17 protein-coding genes and 1 pseudogene are annotated in these 19,707 nt (G+C 62.2%); 14 read left to right on the top strand and 4 right to left on the bottom strand.

The window, feature by feature from the left end; all coding sequences use genetic code 11:
- Positions 1-3: 3 nt before the first annotated feature.
- The 4 genes from VBE63_RS17940 to VBE63_RS17925 form a co-directional block, all read right to left on the bottom strand.
- Positions 4-264, bottom strand: a complete 261-nt coding sequence (locus tag VBE63_RS17940) for a thioredoxin family protein (RefSeq protein ID WP_323684387.1) — start codon at positions 262-264, stop codon at positions 4-6.
- Positions 265-273: 9 nt separating this feature from the next.
- Complete coding sequence (locus VBE63_RS17935) at positions 274-498, bottom strand: GDCCVxC domain-containing (seleno)protein (protein ID WP_323684386.1); 225 nt, start codon at positions 496-498, stop codon at positions 274-276.
- Between the two features lie 7 nt (positions 499-505).
- Positions 506-1,468: a permease gene (locus VBE63_RS17930; protein ID WP_323684385.1), complete on the bottom strand. Its 963-nt coding sequence runs from the start codon at positions 1,466-1,468 to the stop codon at positions 506-508.
- A 328-nt stretch (positions 1,469-1,796) separates the two neighbouring features.
- Complete coding sequence (locus tag VBE63_RS17925; RefSeq protein WP_323684384.1) at positions 1,797-2,381, bottom strand: Uma2 family endonuclease; 585 nt, start codon at positions 2,379-2,381, stop codon at positions 1,797-1,799.
- A 105-nt stretch (positions 2,382-2,486) separates the two neighbouring features.
- Between VBE63_RS17925 and VBE63_RS17920 the strand changes: the two genes are divergently transcribed.
- From VBE63_RS17920 to VBE63_RS17860, 14 genes and pseudogenes are all read left to right on the top strand, one after another.
- The gene (locus VBE63_RS17920; protein ID WP_323684383.1) at positions 2,487-3,089 is read left to right on the top strand and encodes a histidine phosphatase family protein; all 603 of its coding nucleotides are present in this window, start codon (positions 2,487-2,489) and stop codon (positions 3,087-3,089) included.
- A gap of 62 nt (positions 3,090-3,151) precedes the next feature.
- Positions 3,152-3,424: pseudogene (locus tag VBE63_RS31470) on the top strand (hypothetical protein); the annotation flags it as partial.
- Between the two features lie 177 nt (positions 3,425-3,601).
- Positions 3,602-4,939 carry a 4Fe-4S dicluster domain-containing protein gene (locus VBE63_RS17915; RefSeq protein WP_323684382.1) on the top strand — a complete coding sequence of 446 codons (1,338 nt, stop codon included), beginning with the start codon at positions 3,602-3,604 and terminating at the stop codon, positions 4,937-4,939.
- Between the two features lie 216 nt (positions 4,940-5,155).
- The gene (locus tag VBE63_RS17910; RefSeq protein ID WP_323684381.1) at positions 5,156-7,648 is read left to right on the top strand and encodes a molybdopterin-dependent oxidoreductase; all 2,493 of its coding nucleotides are present in this window, start codon (positions 5,156-5,158) and stop codon (positions 7,646-7,648) included.
- A 52-nt stretch (positions 7,649-7,700) separates the two neighbouring features.
- Complete coding sequence (locus VBE63_RS17905) at positions 7,701-8,498, top strand: 4Fe-4S dicluster domain-containing protein (RefSeq protein ID WP_323684380.1); 798 nt, start codon at positions 7,701-7,703, stop codon at positions 8,496-8,498.
- A 55-nt stretch (positions 8,499-8,553) separates the two neighbouring features.
- The gene (gene nrfD / locus VBE63_RS17900; RefSeq protein ID WP_323684379.1) at positions 8,554-9,750 is read left to right on the top strand and encodes an NrfD/PsrC family molybdoenzyme membrane anchor subunit; all 1,197 of its coding nucleotides are present in this window, start codon (positions 8,554-8,556) and stop codon (positions 9,748-9,750) included.
- A gap of 151 nt (positions 9,751-9,901) precedes the next feature.
- Complete coding sequence (locus VBE63_RS17895; RefSeq protein ID WP_323684378.1) at positions 9,902-10,828, top strand: molecular chaperone TorD family protein; 927 nt, start codon at positions 9,902-9,904, stop codon at positions 10,826-10,828.
- Positions 10,829-10,905: 77 nt separating this feature from the next.
- The gene (locus VBE63_RS17890) at positions 10,906-11,478 is read left to right on the top strand and encodes a hypothetical protein (RefSeq protein ID WP_323684377.1); all 573 of its coding nucleotides are present in this window, start codon (positions 10,906-10,908) and stop codon (positions 11,476-11,478) included.
- Between the two features lie 418 nt (positions 11,479-11,896).
- Positions 11,897-12,529 carry a Crp/Fnr family transcriptional regulator gene (locus VBE63_RS17885; RefSeq protein ID WP_323684376.1) on the top strand — a complete coding sequence of 211 codons (633 nt, stop codon included), beginning with the start codon at positions 11,897-11,899 and terminating at the stop codon, positions 12,527-12,529.
- Positions 12,530-12,669: 140 nt separating this feature from the next.
- Positions 12,670-13,893: a porin gene (locus VBE63_RS17880; RefSeq protein ID WP_323684375.1), complete on the top strand. Its 1,224-nt coding sequence runs from the start codon at positions 12,670-12,672 to the stop codon at positions 13,891-13,893.
- A 95-nt stretch (positions 13,894-13,988) separates the two neighbouring features.
- A complete protein-coding gene (locus VBE63_RS17875; RefSeq protein WP_323684374.1) occupies positions 13,989-14,936 on the top strand; it encodes a sulfurtransferase in 948 nt (315 codons plus the stop codon).
- A 79-nt stretch (positions 14,937-15,015) separates the two neighbouring features.
- Positions 15,016-15,984, top strand: a complete 969-nt coding sequence (locus VBE63_RS17870) for an MBL fold metallo-hydrolase (protein ID WP_323684373.1) — start codon at positions 15,016-15,018, stop codon at positions 15,982-15,984.
- Between the two features lie 165 nt (positions 15,985-16,149).
- A complete protein-coding gene (locus VBE63_RS17865) occupies positions 16,150-16,695 on the top strand; it encodes a rhodanese-like domain-containing protein (RefSeq protein ID WP_323684372.1) in 546 nt (181 codons plus the stop codon).
- Positions 16,696-16,929: 234 nt separating this feature from the next.
- Positions 16,930-19,707 (top strand): class I SAM-dependent DNA methyltransferase (locus VBE63_RS17860; RefSeq protein WP_323684371.1); only part of this gene is annotated, 2,778 nt, incomplete at its 3' end.

Genomic DNA, 19,707 nt, shown 5'->3' with positions numbered 1-19,707 from the left:
TGCTCATGCCGGGGTGTCTCCTGGTGATTCTGCTGTCACCCAGGCGCGCGCCTGATCCGGCCCCGGCACGCCACCGGAGTGAACGACGACGCCATCGATCACTACCCCAGGCGTGGACATCACGCCATAGCCCATGATCTGCGCGATGTCGGTGACCTTCTCGAGTTCGATCTCGACACCGGTCTCGGTGGCCGCCTGGTGAATGACCTTGGCGGTGATCTCGCAATTACGGCAGCCAGAGCCGAGTACTTTGATCTGTTTCATGGATGGACCTCAGATTGTGGATTGGCAGCAGTCCCCGTCGCCCGCCTGGATCGGCGGACAGGGGATATCGGCATAGGAACAATAGACGCAGCAGTCGCCGGGCTTGGGTTTCAACAACACTCCGCAGTCGGGGCACTCCCAGAACCAGACGCAGGCATCCGTCGGCATGCGCTCACGACGGCTGAAGCCGCACTCTGGGCAGCGGATGGTTGAGTCGAGCGTTAAACTCATCATCAATAGCTCAAGTAATAAGATTGAAGCCCCAACCAACCAACACGAAGGACCCTCCGAGCACGCCGGCGAACAACGCCAGCGCCGGCCAGCGGATCACCTTACGCAGGATCAGCATCTCCGGCACCGAGAGCGCGGCGATGCTCATCATCAGCGCCAGCACCGTGCCGACCGCCACGCCCTTGCCGAGCATCGCCTCGGCGACCGGGATGACGCCGGTGGCGTTGGAATACAGCGGAATGCCGACCAGCACCGCGCCAGGCACCGCCAGCCACTGGCCATCGCCGAGGTTGTCGACCACCCATTGCTCCGGCACGAAGCCGTGGAAGAGGGCGCCGACGCCGATGCCGATGAACACCCACTTCCAGATCCGGCGCAGGATCTCCTTAACCTCCGCCACCGCGAACCGGTGGCGTCCGCGCAGGCTGGTGTCCGGACGCTGGGCCGTCGCTTCGCCCATCTGGATCTTCCAGACATAGTCCTCGACCCAGCGCTCGGGCCTGAAGCGCTGCATGACGATGCCGCCAAACCAAGCAACGATCAGCCCGGCGCCGATGTAGAGCGCCGCCAGTTGCCAGCCGAGGATGCCGATCAGGAGCACGGCGGCGACCTCGTTGATCATCGGCGAGGCGATCAGGAATGAGAAGGTCACCCCGAGCGGAATGCCGGCCTCGACGAAGCCGATGAACAGCGGCACCGAGGAGCAGGAGCAAAACGGCGTCATCGCCCCCAGGCCCACAGCCATGCCGCGCGCCTGCCAGTCCGGGCGGCCGCGCACGAACGCGCGCACCTGCTCCGGCGAGATCAGCGCGCGCAGCAGGCCCATCAGATAGATGATGATGACCAAGAGCGCGAAGATCTTGGTCACATCCATGACGAAGAACTGCAATGCTGCGCCCGTGGCCGAGTCGGGGCTCAGACCGAACAGGGAATAGGCGATGCGATCGCCGAGCCAGGCGAAGGGATCAGGCATGGAGAGGCTCCGGAGACGGGTGGCGTGGCCGTCGTTGCTTGGCAGCGATGCATTGTCCACTTCCCGATGATTGCCGGACACTGGCTCTCAAATAGGGAGGCAGTTGCTGGATAAGTGCTGAGTGCGACCTTGGCAACGGCTAAATCTGACGACAAGCCTATCAGATATGAAATTTCATATATTTGATATACCGCATGTATCGCCGCATTGCCGTTAGTGATGCGGCGAAGCCCATGCCCATGCCCATGCCCATGCCCATGCCCAGGCCAACATCACGGCATCTAACTGCGATTCGACGCCGTTGCCTTCAGGAGTCGAGGATCGATACTCATGAGCCAGCAAGGAGGCCGCTGTCGAGATAGATTTCAGCGAGCGGGATAGCGATGCCGAGCGCCGAGAGTTCGATCTCGTCGCTGACCTGCTCGAAGAGTCGCGGGGTCCAGAGTTCCACGTCCTTTCGGTAGTGCAGCACGGCGACCTCGTTTGAATCGACCAGTAGGTAATCGGTGAGCGACTCGATGGTTTGGTACTGCATGAACTTGGTGCCCTTGTCGTCCTGGGCCGTGCTAGGCGAGAGGACCTCGACGATGAGCACCGGGTTCAGCAGGGTGCGCAATCCGTTGATGGGGGTATAGCGCGGATCGCAGGCGACCGAGACGTCGGGATACAGGTAGGGACTGCCCGCGTGGACCTTGATGCGTTGATCGCTCGTGAAGGTTCGGCAACTGGAACCCCGCAGTCGCGCGCGCAGTTCGGCACCGACATTGAGGCAGATGATGTTGTGCTCCGGCTGAGCGCCGGTCATGCAATAGACATCGCCATTGCGCCATTCCCAACGCTCGGGCGCGGTCTCGGAATCCAAGGCAAAATAGTCTTCGAGGGGGATGAGGCGATCGCTCAGGACAGTTGTCATGATTTTCACCCTTTTAGGTTACACCGCGATCGTCGCGGGAGGCGGTCACGCAAGTGCGTCGATTGCAGCGTGGCTCTAATCATAGCAACCAGGAGAAGCAAACAGATGAGCAGACGACAACGATTCCTGATCGGTTTCTGTGCCGGTGCCTTGGCGTTGACCTTGGTCCAAGGCGCGTTACTGGCGGATGAGTCTCAACCGGATGCGGCGCTTTGGGCAGCCCTCGCCGACGGCGGCAAGGTGATGCTGATCCGGCACGCGCAGTCCGAGGAGGCGACGCCCGAGGTGGCGTTGACGCTGGATGAGGACGGCGATTGCAGTCGCGAGCAGACGCTCAGCGCGGCGGGACGCGCACAGGCCGAGGCGCTCGGCAACCGGCTGCGGCAGCAGGGGGTCGAGGTCGAGACCGTCCTCAGCAGCGAGCTTTGTCGGGCACGAGAGACCGCGACCTTGGCCTTTGGCGCGTTCGAGCCTTGGACCCCGCTCAACCACCCGCGGGTGCTGCCGGAGGATGAGGCAACCTGGCTCATCGAGGACGTGCGCGAGCGGATCGCGGCGTTCTCTGGTGAGGCCAATCTCGCCTTGGTCACCCATGGGGAGACCATCACGACCCTGAGTTTTGAGGTCATCGAGCCTGCCGAAATCGTCGTTCTGGCGCCGGATGAGGCCGACGGGTTCGCTGTCCTGGGCACCTTGACGCTGGACTGAGCAGTCTCCTCAGAAATTGACATATCGCAATCAATCGAGCCATTCGCCTTGCACTGCATTCGATGCCAGGTCTAGCGTGCGACCGTAATCACCTAGATTTGGCATGGGTATTGTTAGCGTTGGCCCAACTACTTAAAGAACAATATTCGTCTTTTCTGATGCAAAGCGAGGCGCGGCTGCGTTTCAAGGCCGACGCCTGCCTGCCGCATCGCTTTCCCGCGTTTGCCTGCCAACGCTGCGCCGATGCTTGCCCGAGCGGCGCCTTGATCCCGAGCCCAACCGGGCCACGACTGGCATCGGGCTGCACCGACTGCGGTCAATGTGTCACGCGCTGTCCGACCGAAGCCCTGGCGGTCCCTGGGTTTGATTCGCCCCAGCTTGCACCTCAGTTTGCGCCCCGGTTGTCGCCTCAGCGGCGACCCCGGTTGCCGCACCAACTGCCACCTAAATTGCTGTTTCAGCGGCCATCCGGGTTGTCGTCCAAACCGCCGGCGGTTGGAGTCGCGACTCCAGTGCCGATCAGCCTCGATTGCTGGCGGGTGGCGCAGCACCTGACGCCGACGGATGGGCTGCGCGTGCCCTGTCTCGGCGGACTGACACCCGCTTGGCTACTCGAACTGGTCGCGACCGCGGCGGACCGGCCCGTGCACCTGCTCGATCGCGGTCTTTGCGCGGCCTGTCCGTCTGGTCGGGCAGACCCTGAAGACCCTGACAATGACACGCAAGCCTCCCATCCTGCGGCTTGGTGTCTGGGCGAGACCGCGCGCCTGCTCGATGGGATCGGGCTGCGGCGGGAGCGGTGGCCGCGTTTGACGACCGCACCAACGGCAGACGACGTCAGCGCCAGTGGTTCCCAAGAGGCCAAGCCTGCGGAGCGCCCGGCACTCCAGCGGCCGGAGCCGTTGCTGGAGACCCGTCTCAGTCGGCGCGCGTTCTTCACCGGACGTTGCGCCGAATCGCCGAGGTCGCGGGGCCAGGAGTCGCCAGGCCGTCGAGACCCGATGTCGCGGCAAGATCGGCGGGGCTCGATGCCGCTGTTACCGGTCGCCCTTATGGAGTCGCGACAAGGTTGTCAAATACCGCAGCCGCAGCCGCAGCCGCAGCAGGAGCGAATGCCGAGCCAAGGCCTGTTACTGGCAAGCGAAGAGCAGGGCGCCGATCGGAGCCACGAAAGACCACCAGAGCAAAGGCATCAGGACCAAAGACCGCCGGATCAAGGGCCAACTGATCAACGGTTGCCAGAACGGTTGCCAGAACAGGCGCGCCGATTGGCCGCATTGCTTCGGCTGGCGCCGGCGGAGTGCGTCCCCGCACGGCTGTTCCCCGCGCTCGCGATCACCGATGCCTGCGACCACCACAGTCTCTGCGCCAGTGCCTGCCCGAGCGGCGCACTCAGCCGCGATCACCGCGACGGTGAGCAGGGCCATCGCTTCAACCCCAGCGACTGCTCGGCCTGTGGCCTCTGTGTCGCGCTCTGCCCGGAGCAGGCGATCGAGCTGCGACCGATCGCGATCCAAGACGGTGAGGGCGGCATGTCAGCGACACTCACGCAAACCCTGACCCGATTCAGCACCCGGGCCTGCGCGGGCTGCGGTGCGGCGATACCGGTGGCCGATGCCAACCGACCGATCCACGAGAGGCCGGGCCATGACCGGCTGGATGCCGACGGCCTGGATCAAGGCAGGCCTAACGGCGACAACATGAGTGCAGGCAGCACGAGCACTGAAAGCACGAGCGCGGACAAGATGGACGAGAGTCTGCTCTGTCAGGCCTGCGCGCGCGATCGGGACTTCGCGCGCTCGGCATTTCAGACGCTGTTCGCGGACAGGATGTTTAGCCATTTGCCCTGACTCGCGGAGACGAATATCCCGTCAAATCTGGGCTTTTGGGTCAGTGTTGTCCGGCAATCAGGTCGAGTGGCCATAACACCGGATCAACGACAAAGACAAAGACAAAGACAAAGACGAGACAACGAGAGCTACAGAAAGAGCCACAGCCACAGCCAGAGCGACAACAACAAGGGTGCCCAGACACCCCGCATTCACGAACCACCCCAGGAGAACGCGATGGAGATCACCCAAGCCCTTGTGTCACGGCGGCGCTTCCTGCAAGCCAGCGGCGCGGCCGGCGCCCTCGGTGCCGCCGGGCTTGGCGGCGGCCTGTTCACAACCCTGCAGCCGAGCCTAGCACAGACGTCGGCGAGCGACGCGGCTGTGCCCGAGACCCGTATCACCAAGAACATCTGCCATCAGTGCCCGGCGCGCTGCGGCATCGATGTCTACACCACCGATGGGCGCGTGCATGCCATCTACGGCACCAGCGATCATCCCATCGCCAACGGCAAGCTCTGCCCCAAGGGGCCGCTCGGCACCTATATCCTCTACGATCCGGACCGCTTCAAGGGACCGATGAAGCGCACCAACCCGGAGAAAGGCCGCGATGTCGATCCCGGCTTCGTGCCCATCTCCTGGGACGAGGCCCTGGATACGGTCGCCGCGCGCCTGAACAAGCTGCGCGACCAGGGCGAATCGCATCGCTTCGCGCTCTGCTACGGGCGCGGCTGGGGCGCCTCCGACGCCGGGCTGCAGGGCACCTTCGGCGCGCTCTATGGCTCGCCCAATGTCGCCATCGGCCACTCTTCGATGTGCTCGGACGGCAGCATCCTGTCGAAGAAGGCACTCGATGGCATCGGCAGCTACAACGCCTACGACTATGCCAACGCTAACATGCTGTTGATGTTCGGTGTCGGCTTTCTGGAGGCGTTCCGGCCCTACAACCACAACATGCAGGTGTGGGGTTACATCCGTGGTGAGCGCGTGCCCAAGACCCGCATCACGGCGGTTGATATCCACATGAACACCACGCTGGCCGGGTCGGATCGGGCGCTGTTGATCAAGCCCGGCACCGACGGCGCGCTGGCCTTGGCGATCGCTCATGTGATCCTCACCGAGGGGCTCTGGGACCGGGCCTTTGTCGGTGACTTCAGCGACGGTGAGAACCGCTTCAAGCCCGGCCGTCGCGTCAGCCCGGCCAGCTTCGATGAAAAATGGGTCAAGGGTCTGGTGGACTGGTGGAACCTCGAGCTCAAGGACTGCACCCCGGAATGGGCCGCCGAGATCACCACACTCTTCGCGCGCGACATCCTCGCCACCGCGCGCGAGTTCGGCAGCACGCGGCCGAGCATCGCGCTGTTCGAGCGCGGGGCCCATGCCCATTCCAACGGCGTGCTGAACGGCATGGCGATCCATGCGCTGAATGCGTTGGTCGGCTCCTTCTATGCCGAAGGCGGGCTCATGTATCAGATGGGTCCGTCCTATGGACCGCTGCCCGTCGATGCCGAGGACTACAAGGATGACTACGCCAAGAATGGCCCCTGGAAGGATCAGCCGCGCATCGATCTGAAGGGCGATAAGGATGGCTACCTGTTGGCCAAGAACATGCTCCAGGATCTCGGTCCCAACTCGCTGGCGGGGAAGCCATACAAGCTCGATACGGTGATGTTCTATCAGACCAATCCGATCTGGACCGCGCCCAATGGACAGGTCTGGGAGGAGGCGCTGAAGGAGTTGTTCGTCATCGACACCTCGCCGTTCCCGGGCGAGAGCGCGATGTTCGCCGATCTCGTCCTGCCCGATCACACCTATCTGGAGCGGTTGCAGGATGCGCCGACCTATCCGTTCCAGGGCTGGCCGATGACGCAACTGCGGGTGCCGGCGATCGAGCCGCTCTACGACACAAAGTATTACGGCGACACCCTGATCGAGATCGGCAAGCGCATCAATGGACCCATGGGCGAGTACTACCGCGCCCTCGATAACAGCGAGAACGTGCTGCGGCATCTGGCCAGGGGCTTTGCCGATGATCCTGGCGACAATGGCGTCAAAGATTTCGAGAGCTGGAAGGAGCAGGGCGTCTGGTACAAGAAGCCCTACATCTACCGCCAGGTCGATGGCGAATTCCGCCAATGGGATGGCGAAGGTTACAACCTGGTCATGTCCGAGGACGAGGTCAAGGCCGAGTTGTTCAAGACCCCGTCCGGTAAGTTCGAGCTGCGCTCGGGCTGGCTCGAGGACAACGCCGACTGGATCGCGGAGAAGACCGGTCGCGACCGCAACAAGCTGATGTTTCCGCACTGGGAGGCGCCCCAGCACCCCGGCGGCGGCGATCTCTACATGGTCACGCCCAAGGTGGCGCTGCATGCCGAAGGCCGCGGTGCCAACCTCCCGGTCGCCATCGCCACCCTGCAACCGGTGCTTGGCGGGCGCAGTACTGCCTATATCGAGATCAACCCCAAGACCGCGCGCGAGCGTGGCATCGCCAACGGCGCCAGGGTGCGCCTGCGCTCGGAACTCGGCAGCATCGAGGGCTATTGCAAATACTTCGAGGGCTGCCGGCCGGACACCATCGTCTTCCCGATGGAGCACGGTCACTGGGCCATGGGGCGCTGGGCCAAGGGCCGCCTGCCCGAGCATTGCGGTGAGATCACCGTCAACCAGTCCGATCGCATCACCGGCCAGAGCAGCTACTACACCACCAAGGTGACCATCGAGCCGGCCTGAGCCAACGCGCTCGCCCATCCATCCTGTCAACGATTATTCGGAGAAGCGACTCATGGCGAAATGGGGCATGGTCATCGACCTCGACAAATGCACGGGCTGCCAAGCCTGCACCACCGCCTGCACGATGGAGAACAACCGCCTGCCAGGCGAGAACTGGCAGGACGTGCTGTTCTATCACGAAGGTACCTATCCCAATGTCAAACTGATGTGGTTCCCGCGCCCCTGCATGCACTGCGAGAACCCCTCTTGCGTCTCGGTCTGTCCGACCAAGGCGACCTACAAGGACCCGAACGGCGGCTTCGTCCTGATGGACTACAACCGCTGCATCGGCTGCAAATACTGCCAGGTCGCCTGCCCTTATGGTGTGCGCTTCTATGTCGATGAGAAGGCTGTGGTTCAGCCCGATATCCGCGGCGTCTTCCCGAGCGACGAGGGGCGCCAATGGGACCCGCCTTACAAGGGGCCTCAGGATGATCCCTCGCGCGGCATCGGCATCCAGCCACATGGGGTCGTCTCCAAGTGCACCTTCTGCTACCACAAGGTCAGCAAGGCGCCCGAGGGCGTTGCGGACCTAGACGAGGACATCCCCGAGCTGAAGGAATACGTCCCGGCCTGCGTGCGCGTCTGTCCGCCCAAGGCGCGGTTCTTCGGCGATCTGGATCAGCCCGAGAGCCGGGTCAACAAGCTCATCGCCGACCAGCGTGGCGTGCGCCTGAAGGACGAGACCGGCAACAAGCCGCAGGTCTATTACCTTTCTGGTGGGGCCAGCGCCTCGGTGCCTTCGCTGCGCAGCATGGCGGCGGCGCCGGCGCCAGATGAGACTCCAGACACCAGCAGCCGGTCCGCCTGAGAGACTGCCTAGTCTGGATCGTCTCTGAGCCCTTTGAACATCGAGGTGAACGTCCATGAGCAACGCACAGCCCCAACCCTCGGCGGCCCATCAGGCCCGCCATCAACAACCGCAAGACCCGGCAAAAAACCTGGCGAACAAGCGTCTGGCGATCCTGATCATCGCCCTGATCGGGCTGCTGGTCGCCGGCGGCCAGACCATCGCCAACCTGGCGAGCCAAGGCCACTCCGCCTTCAACACCACCAATCTGGGCCTCTATTGGGGCCTGCCGATCGTCGTCTACGACTACTTCCTGCTCACCTCGACCGGGCTGGCGATGGTCGCGACTCTCGCCATCGTCACTGGCGCCGAGGACTTCCGGCCGGTGCTGCGGCGGGCGGTCTGGCTGGCGCTGGCCGGTCTGCTCGGCGGTGTCGTGGTGCTGATGCTCGAACTTGGGCATCCGCTGCGGGCGCTCTGGGCGATCCCGTTCAGCTTTGCGTTCAGCTCGCCGCTGTACTGGAAGGTGATGGCGGTGAGCTTCTATGTGCTCTCGCTGCTGGTGCTGCTCTATCGCTTGCTCCGCACCGATTGGACCCTGTCATCCTTGCGGCCTTATGCGCTGGTGACGCTGGCCCTGGCGCTTGGCGTCACCGCCATCGCCGGTGTCGTCTATGGCTCGCAGAGCTTCCGTGCCTTCTGGGCCTCTGGCGATATCCCGGTCGCCTTCATCTTCGAGTCGCTGCTCGGCGGTCTCGCCTTCATCTACTTCTTCAGCTATCTGGCCTACGCCTTCAACCCCAAGTGGATGCCGGCCGATCTGCGCCAGTTGTTCGACACCCGTCTGCCGACGCTGTTGTCGCTGGCGATCTTCATCCATCTGCTGTTCGTGCTGGCGCGGCTGAGCAGCGGGCTCTATGGCAACAGCGAGGGCTTGCAGGTCTGGCAACATCTGGCCAGCTCGCCGCTGCTCTACCTCGAGATCAGCGTTGGCCTGCTGTTGCCGCTGATCCTGTTGCTGGCGCCGCTGACCCGGACCCATGCCGCCGCCCAGATCATCGCCTCGCTACTGGTGATGAATGCGCTGCTGATCGCGCGTTATGAGTACATCATCGGCGGTCAGTTGGTACCGCTGTTCAAGGGCTCCTGGGCGCCGGATCTGCTCAGCTACATGCCCTCGGCGACCGGCTGGCTGTTGCTGCTGGTGGCGATCTTCCTCTCCAATGCCGTCAATGCCTTCGGCGAGCTGAAGCTGGGGCTTGGGAGAAGTTAGAAGTTTGAAGTTGGAAGGGAGAAAGGAGAAAGGAGAAAGGAGAAAGGATAAGGGATAAGGGAGAAAGGATAAGGGTGAAGGGTGAGATCAGTAGAGAGCTGGTGGTTAGCGCCTGTTTGGGTAGTGAGATACATGGGATGGGACGACTGATATGACCGATGATGCAATGGCCCTTGCTAAGACTGAGTTTTTTCTCTGTCTGGCGCGAGCCTTTACCACTCCTGGCGACTCGGGGTTCTTGGCGGCTCTGCGCGAGGATCTGCCGCTGGATTTGGATGAGCTGGGCGCGCAGCTCGGTTATCCGCTGCAGCCGGCGCTGGCGGATTACCGGGCGGCGATCACCAGCATTGCCGATGCCGAGCAGCTCATGGTGCTGTACTCGCGGCTGTTTCTGGTGCCGGGTGATCACCATCCGAGCCTTAATACTGGGACCTATCTGGATGGTGCCCTCGCGGGTGGTAGCCTGACGATGCTGGAGCGCTGTTATGCCCGCTGTGGGCTCGAGCGACAAAGCGGCTTCCGCGATCTGTCGGACCATCTGAGTGCGCAGCTCGAGCTGGTGGCCTGGCTGTTGACGGCGGAGGCGCAGTCCGGCGGTGGGCCAGCCGTAAGTGCTGAGCCAGCCGCAGGCGGTGAGCCTGCCGTAAGCGCTGAGCGATCCCAGCATGTCGAGCCACCGATGCGCGCCGAGCAGATCCTGTCTCAGTTCGTCGTTCACTGGGTCGGGCCGTTTCGCGCCGAGCTGGAGACCGCAACCGGCCGCTTCCGGCTAGCGGCGAATCCTTACTTACACCTCGCGCGCGTGTTGGAGGCGGTGGTCAGGCACGAGGTTGGTGAGGATCTGTCCGCGCAGACCAGGGACAGCGGTATCGATCCGGAGATCGCTCGCTTGCGGACTCAGTTTGCCGGGCGCGAGTTGGGCGAGGAGGATCTGGCCATTATTCGCGCCCGCCTCGCCGCCGATGGCCTGCCGAGTGACCACATCGCCATCCCCGAGGAATCGCGTGATCGGACCATGGGGCTGGCGACCATGACCCCGCCTGGTCCGCCCTCGCATCGGCTCAAGACCGGGGCTTGAGTCGGCTTGTCCAGCCGCGCCGAGCGTGCCGGGCGCGGCTAGGTCGGCTAGGTAGGTCTGATCGCCGGGCCGCTGTTTTGGCTCTGGCGCTTGGGCTCTGGGGCTTGCAGGGCCAGGCCGAACTTGGCAGTGACGACTACCTGCCGAGTGGCCCTGTGCTCGACGCGGCTGAGCGCGCCCAGATGCAGGCGGAGATCGATGCCGACCGCCGTCGCGAGGCCGCTCGGGCCGAGCAAGCCGCCCGTGAGCGCGCCGCCGCGCAGGCCCGCCGCCAGTCCGAGCTGGCCGCCGCGGCCGAGCGCAAGCCGGAGGGCGAGCGCCTCGTCGAGGTCCATTGTCTAAGCTGCCACGCTCCAGAGGTCATTGCCACTGCGCGGCACACATGGCTCGGCTGGCAGCTCAGCGTGCAGCGGATGCGTTTCTTCCATGGCGCCCAGATTGCGTCACCGGAGGCATGGAGAATCGCCGATTACCTGTCGACAACCAGAGGCGCCGGGCCGCGTCGGGTTGCCATCGAATATGGTCTTGCCTTGATGCTTCTCGGGCTGCCCTCAGCAGCGGCGATCTACCTGGCGACTTACCGCAAACGCGCGAGCTCGCGCGAACGCGCATCCGACTCCGCCGATGGTAGTTCTGGACCGAGGCGATAAACAATACAACCCTGAAACCTGCTCATGGAGACAACCCATGCCGATGACGTCCAATCCCAGCAACGGGGTGCTTGTCCTAATCCTATTCGGCTTGTTCGCGAGTGCTGCCGCTCGGGCCGCCGAGCCCCAAATGGCCAGTGAACAACCTCGCGCTCCGAACGCACCCGCGACATCGAATCAGGTCGAAGCGGTGGCGCCGGACCCTGCTACCATGCGCCCGGAGCCCCCGTTATCAACCGAGCAGGCGTCCAGATCACCGCTTCGCCCAAAACCTGAGCGACCGAATCTCGGTCTCTGCGACGGGAGCTGATTCGCCGTCCGGTAAATATTCCCGCGGCCACGCGATGGGCTTCGACGGTTAGCGAATCTGCTTCATAATTCGTTCTTCCGTCATCCGATCGAGCCTGTCCGTTTGCCCATGAATGAGACCCTGTACGAGCTACCCGAGTATCTTCCGAGCGTTTTGTGCGAGGCGGCGCGGCCGCGCAAACTCGCAAAGGGTGAATGCCTGTTCAAGCAGGGCGATCCGGTTAATGCCATCTTTTTCGTGCAGTCTGGGCGCGTGCAGGCCGTGCGCACGCTCGATAGCGATGCGCATGCGGTGATGCTTACCGCGGCCGCTGGCGAGCTGTTCGCTGAATCGGCGCTCGCCGTGCCGAACTACGTCTGCGACGCCTTCGCGACCGTCGCCTCCAACCTGCTTGCGTTTCCCTCTGACGCGGTCCTGATGGCACTGGATAGGGATGGTGCCTTCGCGCGCGCCTTCGCGCTGGCGATGGCCTCGAATGCGCGCCGGCAATGCTCGCGTTACGAGCGCATTCGCCTGCGACGTGCGCGCGACCGGGTGTTGCATCTGATCGTTTGCGAGGGCGGTCTCGACGCCTGTTTTCGGCTCGCTAAGCCGCTGGTGGAGCTTGCCGATGAGTTGGCGCTGGAGCCCGAAACCCTTTATCGCGTTCTACGCGAACTGGCCGATGCAGGCACCATCGAGCGAACTGCGACCCACCTGCGGTTGCTGGCACCTACCGAAAAGCCGCGTTTCATCGTCTGATGAACAGGCGGTTGTCATCAAGCGGTCGGTATCCGCGAGCTGAAACCTAATTACGATCATGTTTCACGCCGATCTCCTTGGATAGGGTGGCTTGGCTCGCATTCGGACGAGCACACCATCCACAGAAGGGGGATCTGGAGATGACAACACAAACTCAACGGCTCTTGTCAGCCGCACTGCTAGTGGGGGCCGTGGCGGCGCCTGCTCAGGCTAATGATGCCGCGACCCTACGCCAAATGAAGGCCCAAATGGCGCAGATGCAAGCGCAGATCGAGGCCATGGAACGTCGCCTGCAGGAGCAAGAGGTGCAGCAGCAGAAGGCTGAGACGCAGATCGCCAAGACCAAGGAGCGTGAGGAGAAGCTCGGCGATCTGGTGCAGGTCTACGGCCAGGCTAATGTCAGTGTCGATCATCGCAGCGGCGACTGGAATGGTGACGATGGCACGGCGATCAACAGCAACGCCTCACGGATCGGCGTTAAGGGCAAGCTGCAGACATCCTTGCCTGATATTCGGCTTATCTACCAGGCGGAGTTGCGCTACGAGACGACTGATTACGTCAACGGCGGCCCCGGCTCCGACAGCGATACGAAACAGGTCGAGTTCCGCGAGGCTTATGCCGGCATGGAGGGCGCTAATTGGGGCCGGCTGCGCATCGGACGTTTGGCTACTGGCTACAAGGATACAGGCACTGCGCTTGACCCATGGACCGATAACGCGCCGCAGGCTCGCTCGGGCGGCCGCCAGGGTATGTCGGAGCTGCATTCAAGCTACTTCAACAATGCTGCCGACTACCAAACGCCGAAGTTCTTTGGCGGGCTGAGCGGTAACGCCTGGTATTCGACTCAGTTCGACGACTCCAACAAGCCGATGCATAACACCGGGACCTTGCGGAACTACATTGCCGGGCAGGCCGGAGGCTTGGGTGCTAAATATGATAACGGGACGATTTTCCTCGGCGCTGACTGGCTCGATATCAACGCGGAGCGCATCGACCGTACTGGGCTCGAGAATGGGAGCGCCTGGCAAGTCGCGGGCCGCTATAAATTTGGCCCCTTTAACGGTCAGCAGACGCTCTCGGTCTCGGCCTTGTACGAGGACGCCAACGAGCTTGGGTTGGGTCGTAACGTCTACACCAACCTCATCTACGGGGTCGACCGCTTTCGTTTCATCGGCGCCTATGGACAGAACCGCGACGGAGCGGTTTACGGCGAGAAGGACTGGGATAACTGGTCAATCGGGATGAAGTATGCACTGAACAAGCGTTCGGAACTGCTCGCCGCTTGGAACCAGCGCATGGACAATACCGATGACAAGGACTTCAACACGCTGACAGTTGGTCTAAAGGCCAAATTCGGGTATTAACTTGAGTGCCGCCGTGCCGGCGTGAGCACAAGCGCCAGTAAGCCGGTTCGGCGGCCATATTCCATTCCTAACGACTCGCAATCGAGAAGTGTCCCATGTTGCATCCATTACAACGAATGACCCGGTCCTTTTACCTGCTGATTCTGCTGGTAGCATTTTGGCTGCCATTGCATGCCTACGCCGCCCCAGACTTTTTGGTCGACGCCGACTGGCTCGCCGACCAGATCGATGATGAAGACGTCATCGTGCTCGAGGTGCGTTATCACCCGCATCGCTATTTCACCGTCGGGCACATCCCCGGCGCTGTCCAGGTGCAGCGTTTCAAGGACCTCGGCGATAATCAGTCCGATCCGCTGATGCGCTTCCCCACGCGCGAGACGTTTCAAGAAACCTTGCGCGGCTGGGGGGTCAATGACGACTCGACACTGGTGCTCTACGACGACTCCAGCACCGCATTGGTCTCGCGACTCTATTACCTCCTTGACCTCTACGGCTTTAATCTGGATCAGGTCAAGGTCTTGAACGGCGGCACTTTAGAGTGGACAGTCTTCAACGAGCTAAGCAAAGAGCCTGTTGAGCCGCGCGAGCCTGGCACGGTGACGCTCAAGGAAGCGAATCCGGATCTCTTCGTTGAATGGACTGCGGTCTACGATGATGTCGTCTCGCGCCAAGACCCGGAGGTGATCCTACTCGACACCCGTCCGAACGATATGTACACCGGCGAGGTGATCCGTCACTCCATTATGGGCGGACACATCCCTGGCGCAGTCAATGTCGTTAGTCTCGATGGCACCGACGGCCAGAGCGGCAAGTGGCGTGACGACGCCACCCTGGAGGCCCTCTATGCTGAGTTGCCAAAGGATAAGCGGATCTACGTCTACTGCCACGACGGGTTCCGTATGGCCCTTGCTTACATGCAGCTTAAGCACCTGGGCTTTAAGGATGTGCGCCTCTACAACGGCGGCTGGTCCCACTGGGGTAACAGCTTGACGCTGCCGGTGGTAGAAGGCGATGAGCCGCTAGGCGGCGACTTCGCGCTCTGATTTGGGGGGCTTCAAGATGACTGCGACTGATAAGAGTGAAATCCTGCGTCGCCTCCGTTTGTTCGGAGGCTGGGTGCCGATGAGCTCGCTGCTGATCGGACTCTTTTTGTTTCTGGTTGGTGATGGGTTCGCGTCCGAATCGACTTCAGGGACGTCGACCGGTGACGCGGCGCCAGCAGCGAGCACCATCGCGCGCACGGATCAAGTGGCCGAGAATGTCTATGCGTTGGTTGGCGAGACTGGTCCTCGAACTCCAGAGAACTATGCACTCAACGCAAACCTCGGCTTCATCGTCACCGACGACGGTGTCGTCTTGGTCGACAGCGGTGCGGTTTATGCCTTCGGGCCGCTGATCGAACAGGCCATCGCCGAGGTGACCAAGCAGCCGATCCGCTGGGTAATCAACCTCGGCAGTCAGGATCACCGCTGGCTCGGTAATGGCTACTTCGCCGAGCGCGGCGCCAAGATCATTGCCTTGGCACGCACGGTCGAGACCCAGAAGACCTACACCGAGTCGCATCTGCGACGGCTGCGACAGGTGCTCGGTGACCGGGTAGCCGGGACCGAACCACTGACCGCGCCCGAGCCCATCGCCGCCGATCGTGCCGAGCTTGAGCTTGGCGGTGTGGCGATGGAACTGATCTGGCCCGGTGATGCGCACTATAAAGGCGATGCGTTGCTCTGGCTGCCGGCATCCGGCGTGCTCTTCGCTGGTGACCTGGTCTATCTGGACCGCATCCTCGGTGTCTGGCCGCACAGCGCCATGCCAGACTGGCTTGAGAGCTTCCAGACCCTGGAGGCGTTGGCACCGCGGGTGATCGTGCCTGGGCACGGCGAGCCGGCCGACCTGGCCAAGGCCAAGGCCGACACCGGCGATTATCTCGACTGGCTGGTCACCCAAGTCGAGACGGCGCTGGCCGATTGGCAGCCGATCGACGAAGCCGTTACGGCGCTAGCCGACGCCCCAGCCTTCGAGCATCTGCAGCACTTTGACAGCTGGCACAAACGCAATGTCAATGAAACGTACCTGCAGCTTGAGTCGCAATAACCACGAGATGGGTAAGGGTGCCTGCTTTTCACCATCGCCTAAGCGGCAAGCATGTGGTGCCATTCGCGTATCCACCACCTAATCGTGATCATGTTTCGCGTTCGCGAGTGGCTGCTAGTCTTCGTCGCTCGAACAAGACCAAAATCAACCACCAGGAGCTTGATGATGAAGAGAACCCTGACCGCCGGCCTGTTGAGCCTTGCCATCGTTGCCGTCCCCAGCGTGCAAGCGCTGACCAGCATCTCCAAGGAGACCGATATCGAAGCGGTCGCCCTGAAGGTGGCCAACGAGACCGTGCAAGGCGGCTATAAGCTGGTGACCATGGAGGAGGTCAAGCAGATGTTGGATAGCGGCGAGGACTTCGTGCTGATCGATGCCCATCCACGCTGGGAGTTCGAGATGGCCTACGTCGACGGCGCCAAGCACTTCGGCTTTCAATCCAACCATGTCGGCACCTGGGAAGAGGATGTCACCGATGGCTCGCCGACCCAAGACGACTACCGTGCCGTGCTTGGCGATGACTTGGACAAGAAGATCGTCATCTACTGCGGCTTCACCAAGTGCGGGCGCTCCCACAATGCCGCGCTCTGGGCGAAGGAGCTCGGCTATACCAATGTCTACCGCGCGCCGGGTGGCATCACGGCGTGGAAGGACCTTGGCTACTCTTACAAGGTCGTGCCGAACGATGACCACAGCTACCCGAATCAATAACGATTGATTCCAATCGTCAAACGCTTCTCGTCTGAAGCGCGCGGCTCGGTCCGAGCGGACCAGCCGCACGTCAGTCCGCACTTGAGCCTTGATCCTTGGGCGCGTTCACCAATAGACTCAGGTCATGGATGATCTGTGCCAGCGCGGCAAATAAGCTGGCAACCACTAAGCCGCCAAGGCTCCAGAGGATCGGCTCTCTGTAGCCGTCGAGATTCAGGAGATCCGGATAAATCCATGGACGCAGACCAGTTTGTCAGGAAGTGGACGGGCGTCACGCTCAAGGAGCGCTCCTCCGCACAGGAACACTTTATCGATCTCTGCCGGCTGCTGGATGAGCCCACGCCGGTCGAAGCCGATCCGACAGGGGAATGGTTCTGCTTCGAGAAGGGCGCAGAGAAGACCACGGGCGCCGACGGCTGGGCCGATGTCTGGCGCAAGGACCGCTTCGCCTGGGAGTACAAAGGTCCGGGCAAGGACTTGAAGGCGGCTTTCGCGCAGTTGCAGCAGTACACCCCAGCCCTCGACTATCCGCCATTGCTCATCGTCTCCGACGCGCAGACGATCGAGATTCATACCGCCTTCAATCGCCTGGTGCCGGTCACGCACGTCCTGCAGCTCGAGGACTTGCGCGACCAGGCCAAACGCCGACTCCTCAAGTGGGCGTTCACCGACCCCGATAAGCTCAAGCCGACCCAGACCACGGCGAGTCTTACGGAAGAAGCCGCTGGACGCTTTGCCGAACTCGCCCTTGCACTGCGCTCGCGCGGCCACCCTGCCGATGCCGTTGCGCACTTCAGCCAACAGCTGCTGTTCTGCCTATTCGCTGAAGACATCGACCTGTTACCGGATCAACTCTTCTCACGACTCCTGAAAGCCGGCAAACAGTCTCCAGCCCAGCTTGCAGGGATGCTCAGCGGCCTGTTCGGCGCCATGGCCAAGGGCGGCCTGATGGGGGTTGACGTCATCGACTGGTTCAACGGCGGCCTGTTCAACTCGGATGCGACCCTGCCGCTGGAGCACAAGGATGTCGATCTGCTGATCGATGTCGCCAGGCTCGACTGGTCTGCCATCAATCCGATCATCTTCGGCACCTTGTTCGAGCGCGGGCTTGACCCCGACAAGCGTACCCAGCTCGGTGCTCACTACACCGATCCCAACTCCATCATGCGCCTGGTCGACCCGGTGGTGCTGCAACCGCTGCGCGAAGAATGGAGCGTCATCAAAGCCGACATTCAGACGCAGCTCGACAAGGCCGCTAGCGCTAAGAGCGCATCGGCGCGCACCAAGTCAACCAATGCCGCAGTTACGCTCCTACAAGGCTTCCTCGAACGCCTAAAGCGCTATCGCGTACTCGATCCCGCCTGCGGCTCTGGCAACTTCCTGCTGTTGGCGTTGCTCGGACTCAAAGACCTTGAGCACCAGATCATCCTTGAAGCTGAGGCAATGGGCTTGCCACGTTCTTTCCCTGGGATCGGCCCCGAGAACGTGCTCGGCATCGAGTTGAGCCCCTTTGCCGCCGAGCTAGCGCGTGTTGTGATCTGGATCGGCGAGATTCAGTGGATGCTCGCCCATGGCTTCAACCTCAACCGCAATCCGATCCTCAAGCCGCTCGACACCATCGAGAACCGGGATGCGGTGCTGAACGAGGACGGCACCGAGCCCGAGTGGCCCGAGGCTGATGCGATCGTTGGGAATCCGCCGTTCGTAGGAAACAAGAAAATGGTCGGCGCCCTGGGGGAGGACTATGCCATTCGGCTGCGCAAGCTCTACAAGAACCGCGTACCAGGTGACGCGGATCTCGTCACTTATTGGTTCGAGAAGGCGCGGGCGCAGCTCGAAACAGGCAAGGCTCGCCTAGCTGGCCTGGTCGCGACCAACAGCATTCGTGGTGGTCCGAATCGCAAGGTGGTCGCGCGCATCACCGAGAGCGGCACGCTCTTCAATGCCTGGTCCGATGAACCTTGGATCAACGAAGGGGCTGCGGTGCGGGTTTCGCTGATAGCGTTTGCGCCCAAATATTACGGGCGCCCCGTTCGGCTGAATGGCGTCCCTGTTGCGGCTATCTACTCCGATCTGACAGCGGCAGAGACACTGGAGACGGGCCTCGACATTACTCAAGCAAAACGCTTGCACGAGAATGCCAAAGTTGCCTACATGGCTACTACCAAGGGCGGCGCCTTCGACGTTCCGGGAGACCTCGCACGCTCCATGCTTCCCGGGCCAAATCCGCACGGTAAGCCAAATACCAACGTGGTGAAGCCCTGGGCCAATGGCCTCGATGTCACGCGCCGACCACGGGATATGTGGATCATCGACTTCGGCACTGACATGGAGGAGCCAGACGCCGCCTTGTATCAGCAGCCGTTTGCACACCTCGTCGCCAACGTGAAGGCTGTCCGTCAAGGAAACCGACGAGAAGCCTATGTCCGTTACTGGTGGCGGTTCGTCGAGCCTAGGCCGGCTATGCGGGCAAGGCTTGACGGCTTGAGGCGCTATATCGCAACACCAACGATCGCAAAGCACCGGTTGTTTGTTTGGATGCATTTTGCAACCTGCGCCGATCATCAGCTCATTGTGACCGCGAAGTCCGACGACACCACCTTCGGCATCCTGCACTCGCGGTTCCATGAACTGTGGGCGCTGCGGATGGGAACCAGTCTTGAGGACCGACCACGTTACACCCCAACGACGACCTTCGAGACCTTCCCCTTCCCCGAGGGCCTGACGCCAGCCGATACCGCAGGCGAGACCGAGACGCTATCCAGCGGCGCCACCATTCCGAGCGTGACGTCGGACGTTCGCACCCATGCGGAGCCCATCGCTGAAGCGGCTCATCAGCTCGACGCGTTGCGCCGTCACTGGCTCAATCCGCCGGAATGGGTCGATATCGTGCCCGAGGTCGTGCCCGGCTATCCCGATCGGATCATTCCCAAGCCCGAGCACGAGAAGGAACTAAAGAAGCGCACCCTGACGAACCTCTACAACGCGCGCCCGGCCTGGCTCGACAATGCC

It is taken from the genome of Lamprobacter sp., from assembly GCF_034860625.1.
In the GTDB taxonomy this organism is placed as follows: domain Bacteria; phylum Pseudomonadota; class Gammaproteobacteria; order Chromatiales; family Chromatiaceae; genus Lamprobacter.
Note: the sequence above shows the minus strand (reverse complement) of the source record. Positions and strands in the feature narration are given on the sequence as shown.

Excerpts from the sequence above, each read along its gene's own strand:
- VBE63_RS17940 (WP_323684387.1), bottom strand. The coding sequence starts at position 264 with ATGAAACAGATCAAAGTACTCGGCTCTGGCTGCCGTAATTGCGAGATC.
- VBE63_RS17935 (WP_323684386.1), bottom strand. The coding sequence starts at position 498 with ATGATGAGTTTAACGCTCGACTCAACCATCCGCTGCCCAGAGTGCGGC.
- VBE63_RS17930 (WP_323684385.1), bottom strand. The coding sequence starts at position 1,468 with ATGCCTGATCCCTTCGCCTGGCTCGGCGATCGCATCGCCTATTCCCTG.
- VBE63_RS17925 (WP_323684384.1), bottom strand. The coding sequence starts at position 2,381 with ATGACAACTGTCCTGAGCGATCGCCTCATCCCCCTCGAAGACTATTTT.
- VBE63_RS17920 (WP_323684383.1), top strand. The coding sequence starts at position 2,487 with ATGAGCAGACGACAACGATTCCTGATCGGTTTCTGTGCCGGTGCCTTG.
- VBE63_RS17910 (WP_323684381.1), top strand. The coding sequence starts at position 5,156 with ATGGAGATCACCCAAGCCCTTGTGTCACGGCGGCGCTTCCTGCAAGCC.
- VBE63_RS17905 (WP_323684380.1), top strand. The coding sequence starts at position 7,701 with ATGGCGAAATGGGGCATGGTCATCGACCTCGACAAATGCACGGGCTGC.
- nrfD (WP_323684379.1), top strand. The coding sequence starts at position 8,554 with ATGAGCAACGCACAGCCCCAACCCTCGGCGGCCCATCAGGCCCGCCAT.
- VBE63_RS17895 (WP_323684378.1), top strand. The coding sequence starts at position 9,902 with ATGACCGATGATGCAATGGCCCTTGCTAAGACTGAGTTTTTTCTCTGT.
- VBE63_RS17885 (WP_323684376.1), top strand. The coding sequence starts at position 11,897 with ATGAATGAGACCCTGTACGAGCTACCCGAGTATCTTCCGAGCGTTTTG.
- VBE63_RS17880 (WP_323684375.1), top strand. The coding sequence starts at position 12,670 with ATGACAACACAAACTCAACGGCTCTTGTCAGCCGCACTGCTAGTGGGG.
- VBE63_RS17875 (WP_323684374.1), top strand. The coding sequence starts at position 13,989 with ATGTTGCATCCATTACAACGAATGACCCGGTCCTTTTACCTGCTGATT.
- VBE63_RS17870 (WP_323684373.1), top strand. The coding sequence starts at position 15,016 with ATGAGCTCGCTGCTGATCGGACTCTTTTTGTTTCTGGTTGGTGATGGG.
- VBE63_RS17865 (WP_323684372.1), top strand. The coding sequence starts at position 16,150 with ATGAAGAGAACCCTGACCGCCGGCCTGTTGAGCCTTGCCATCGTTGCC.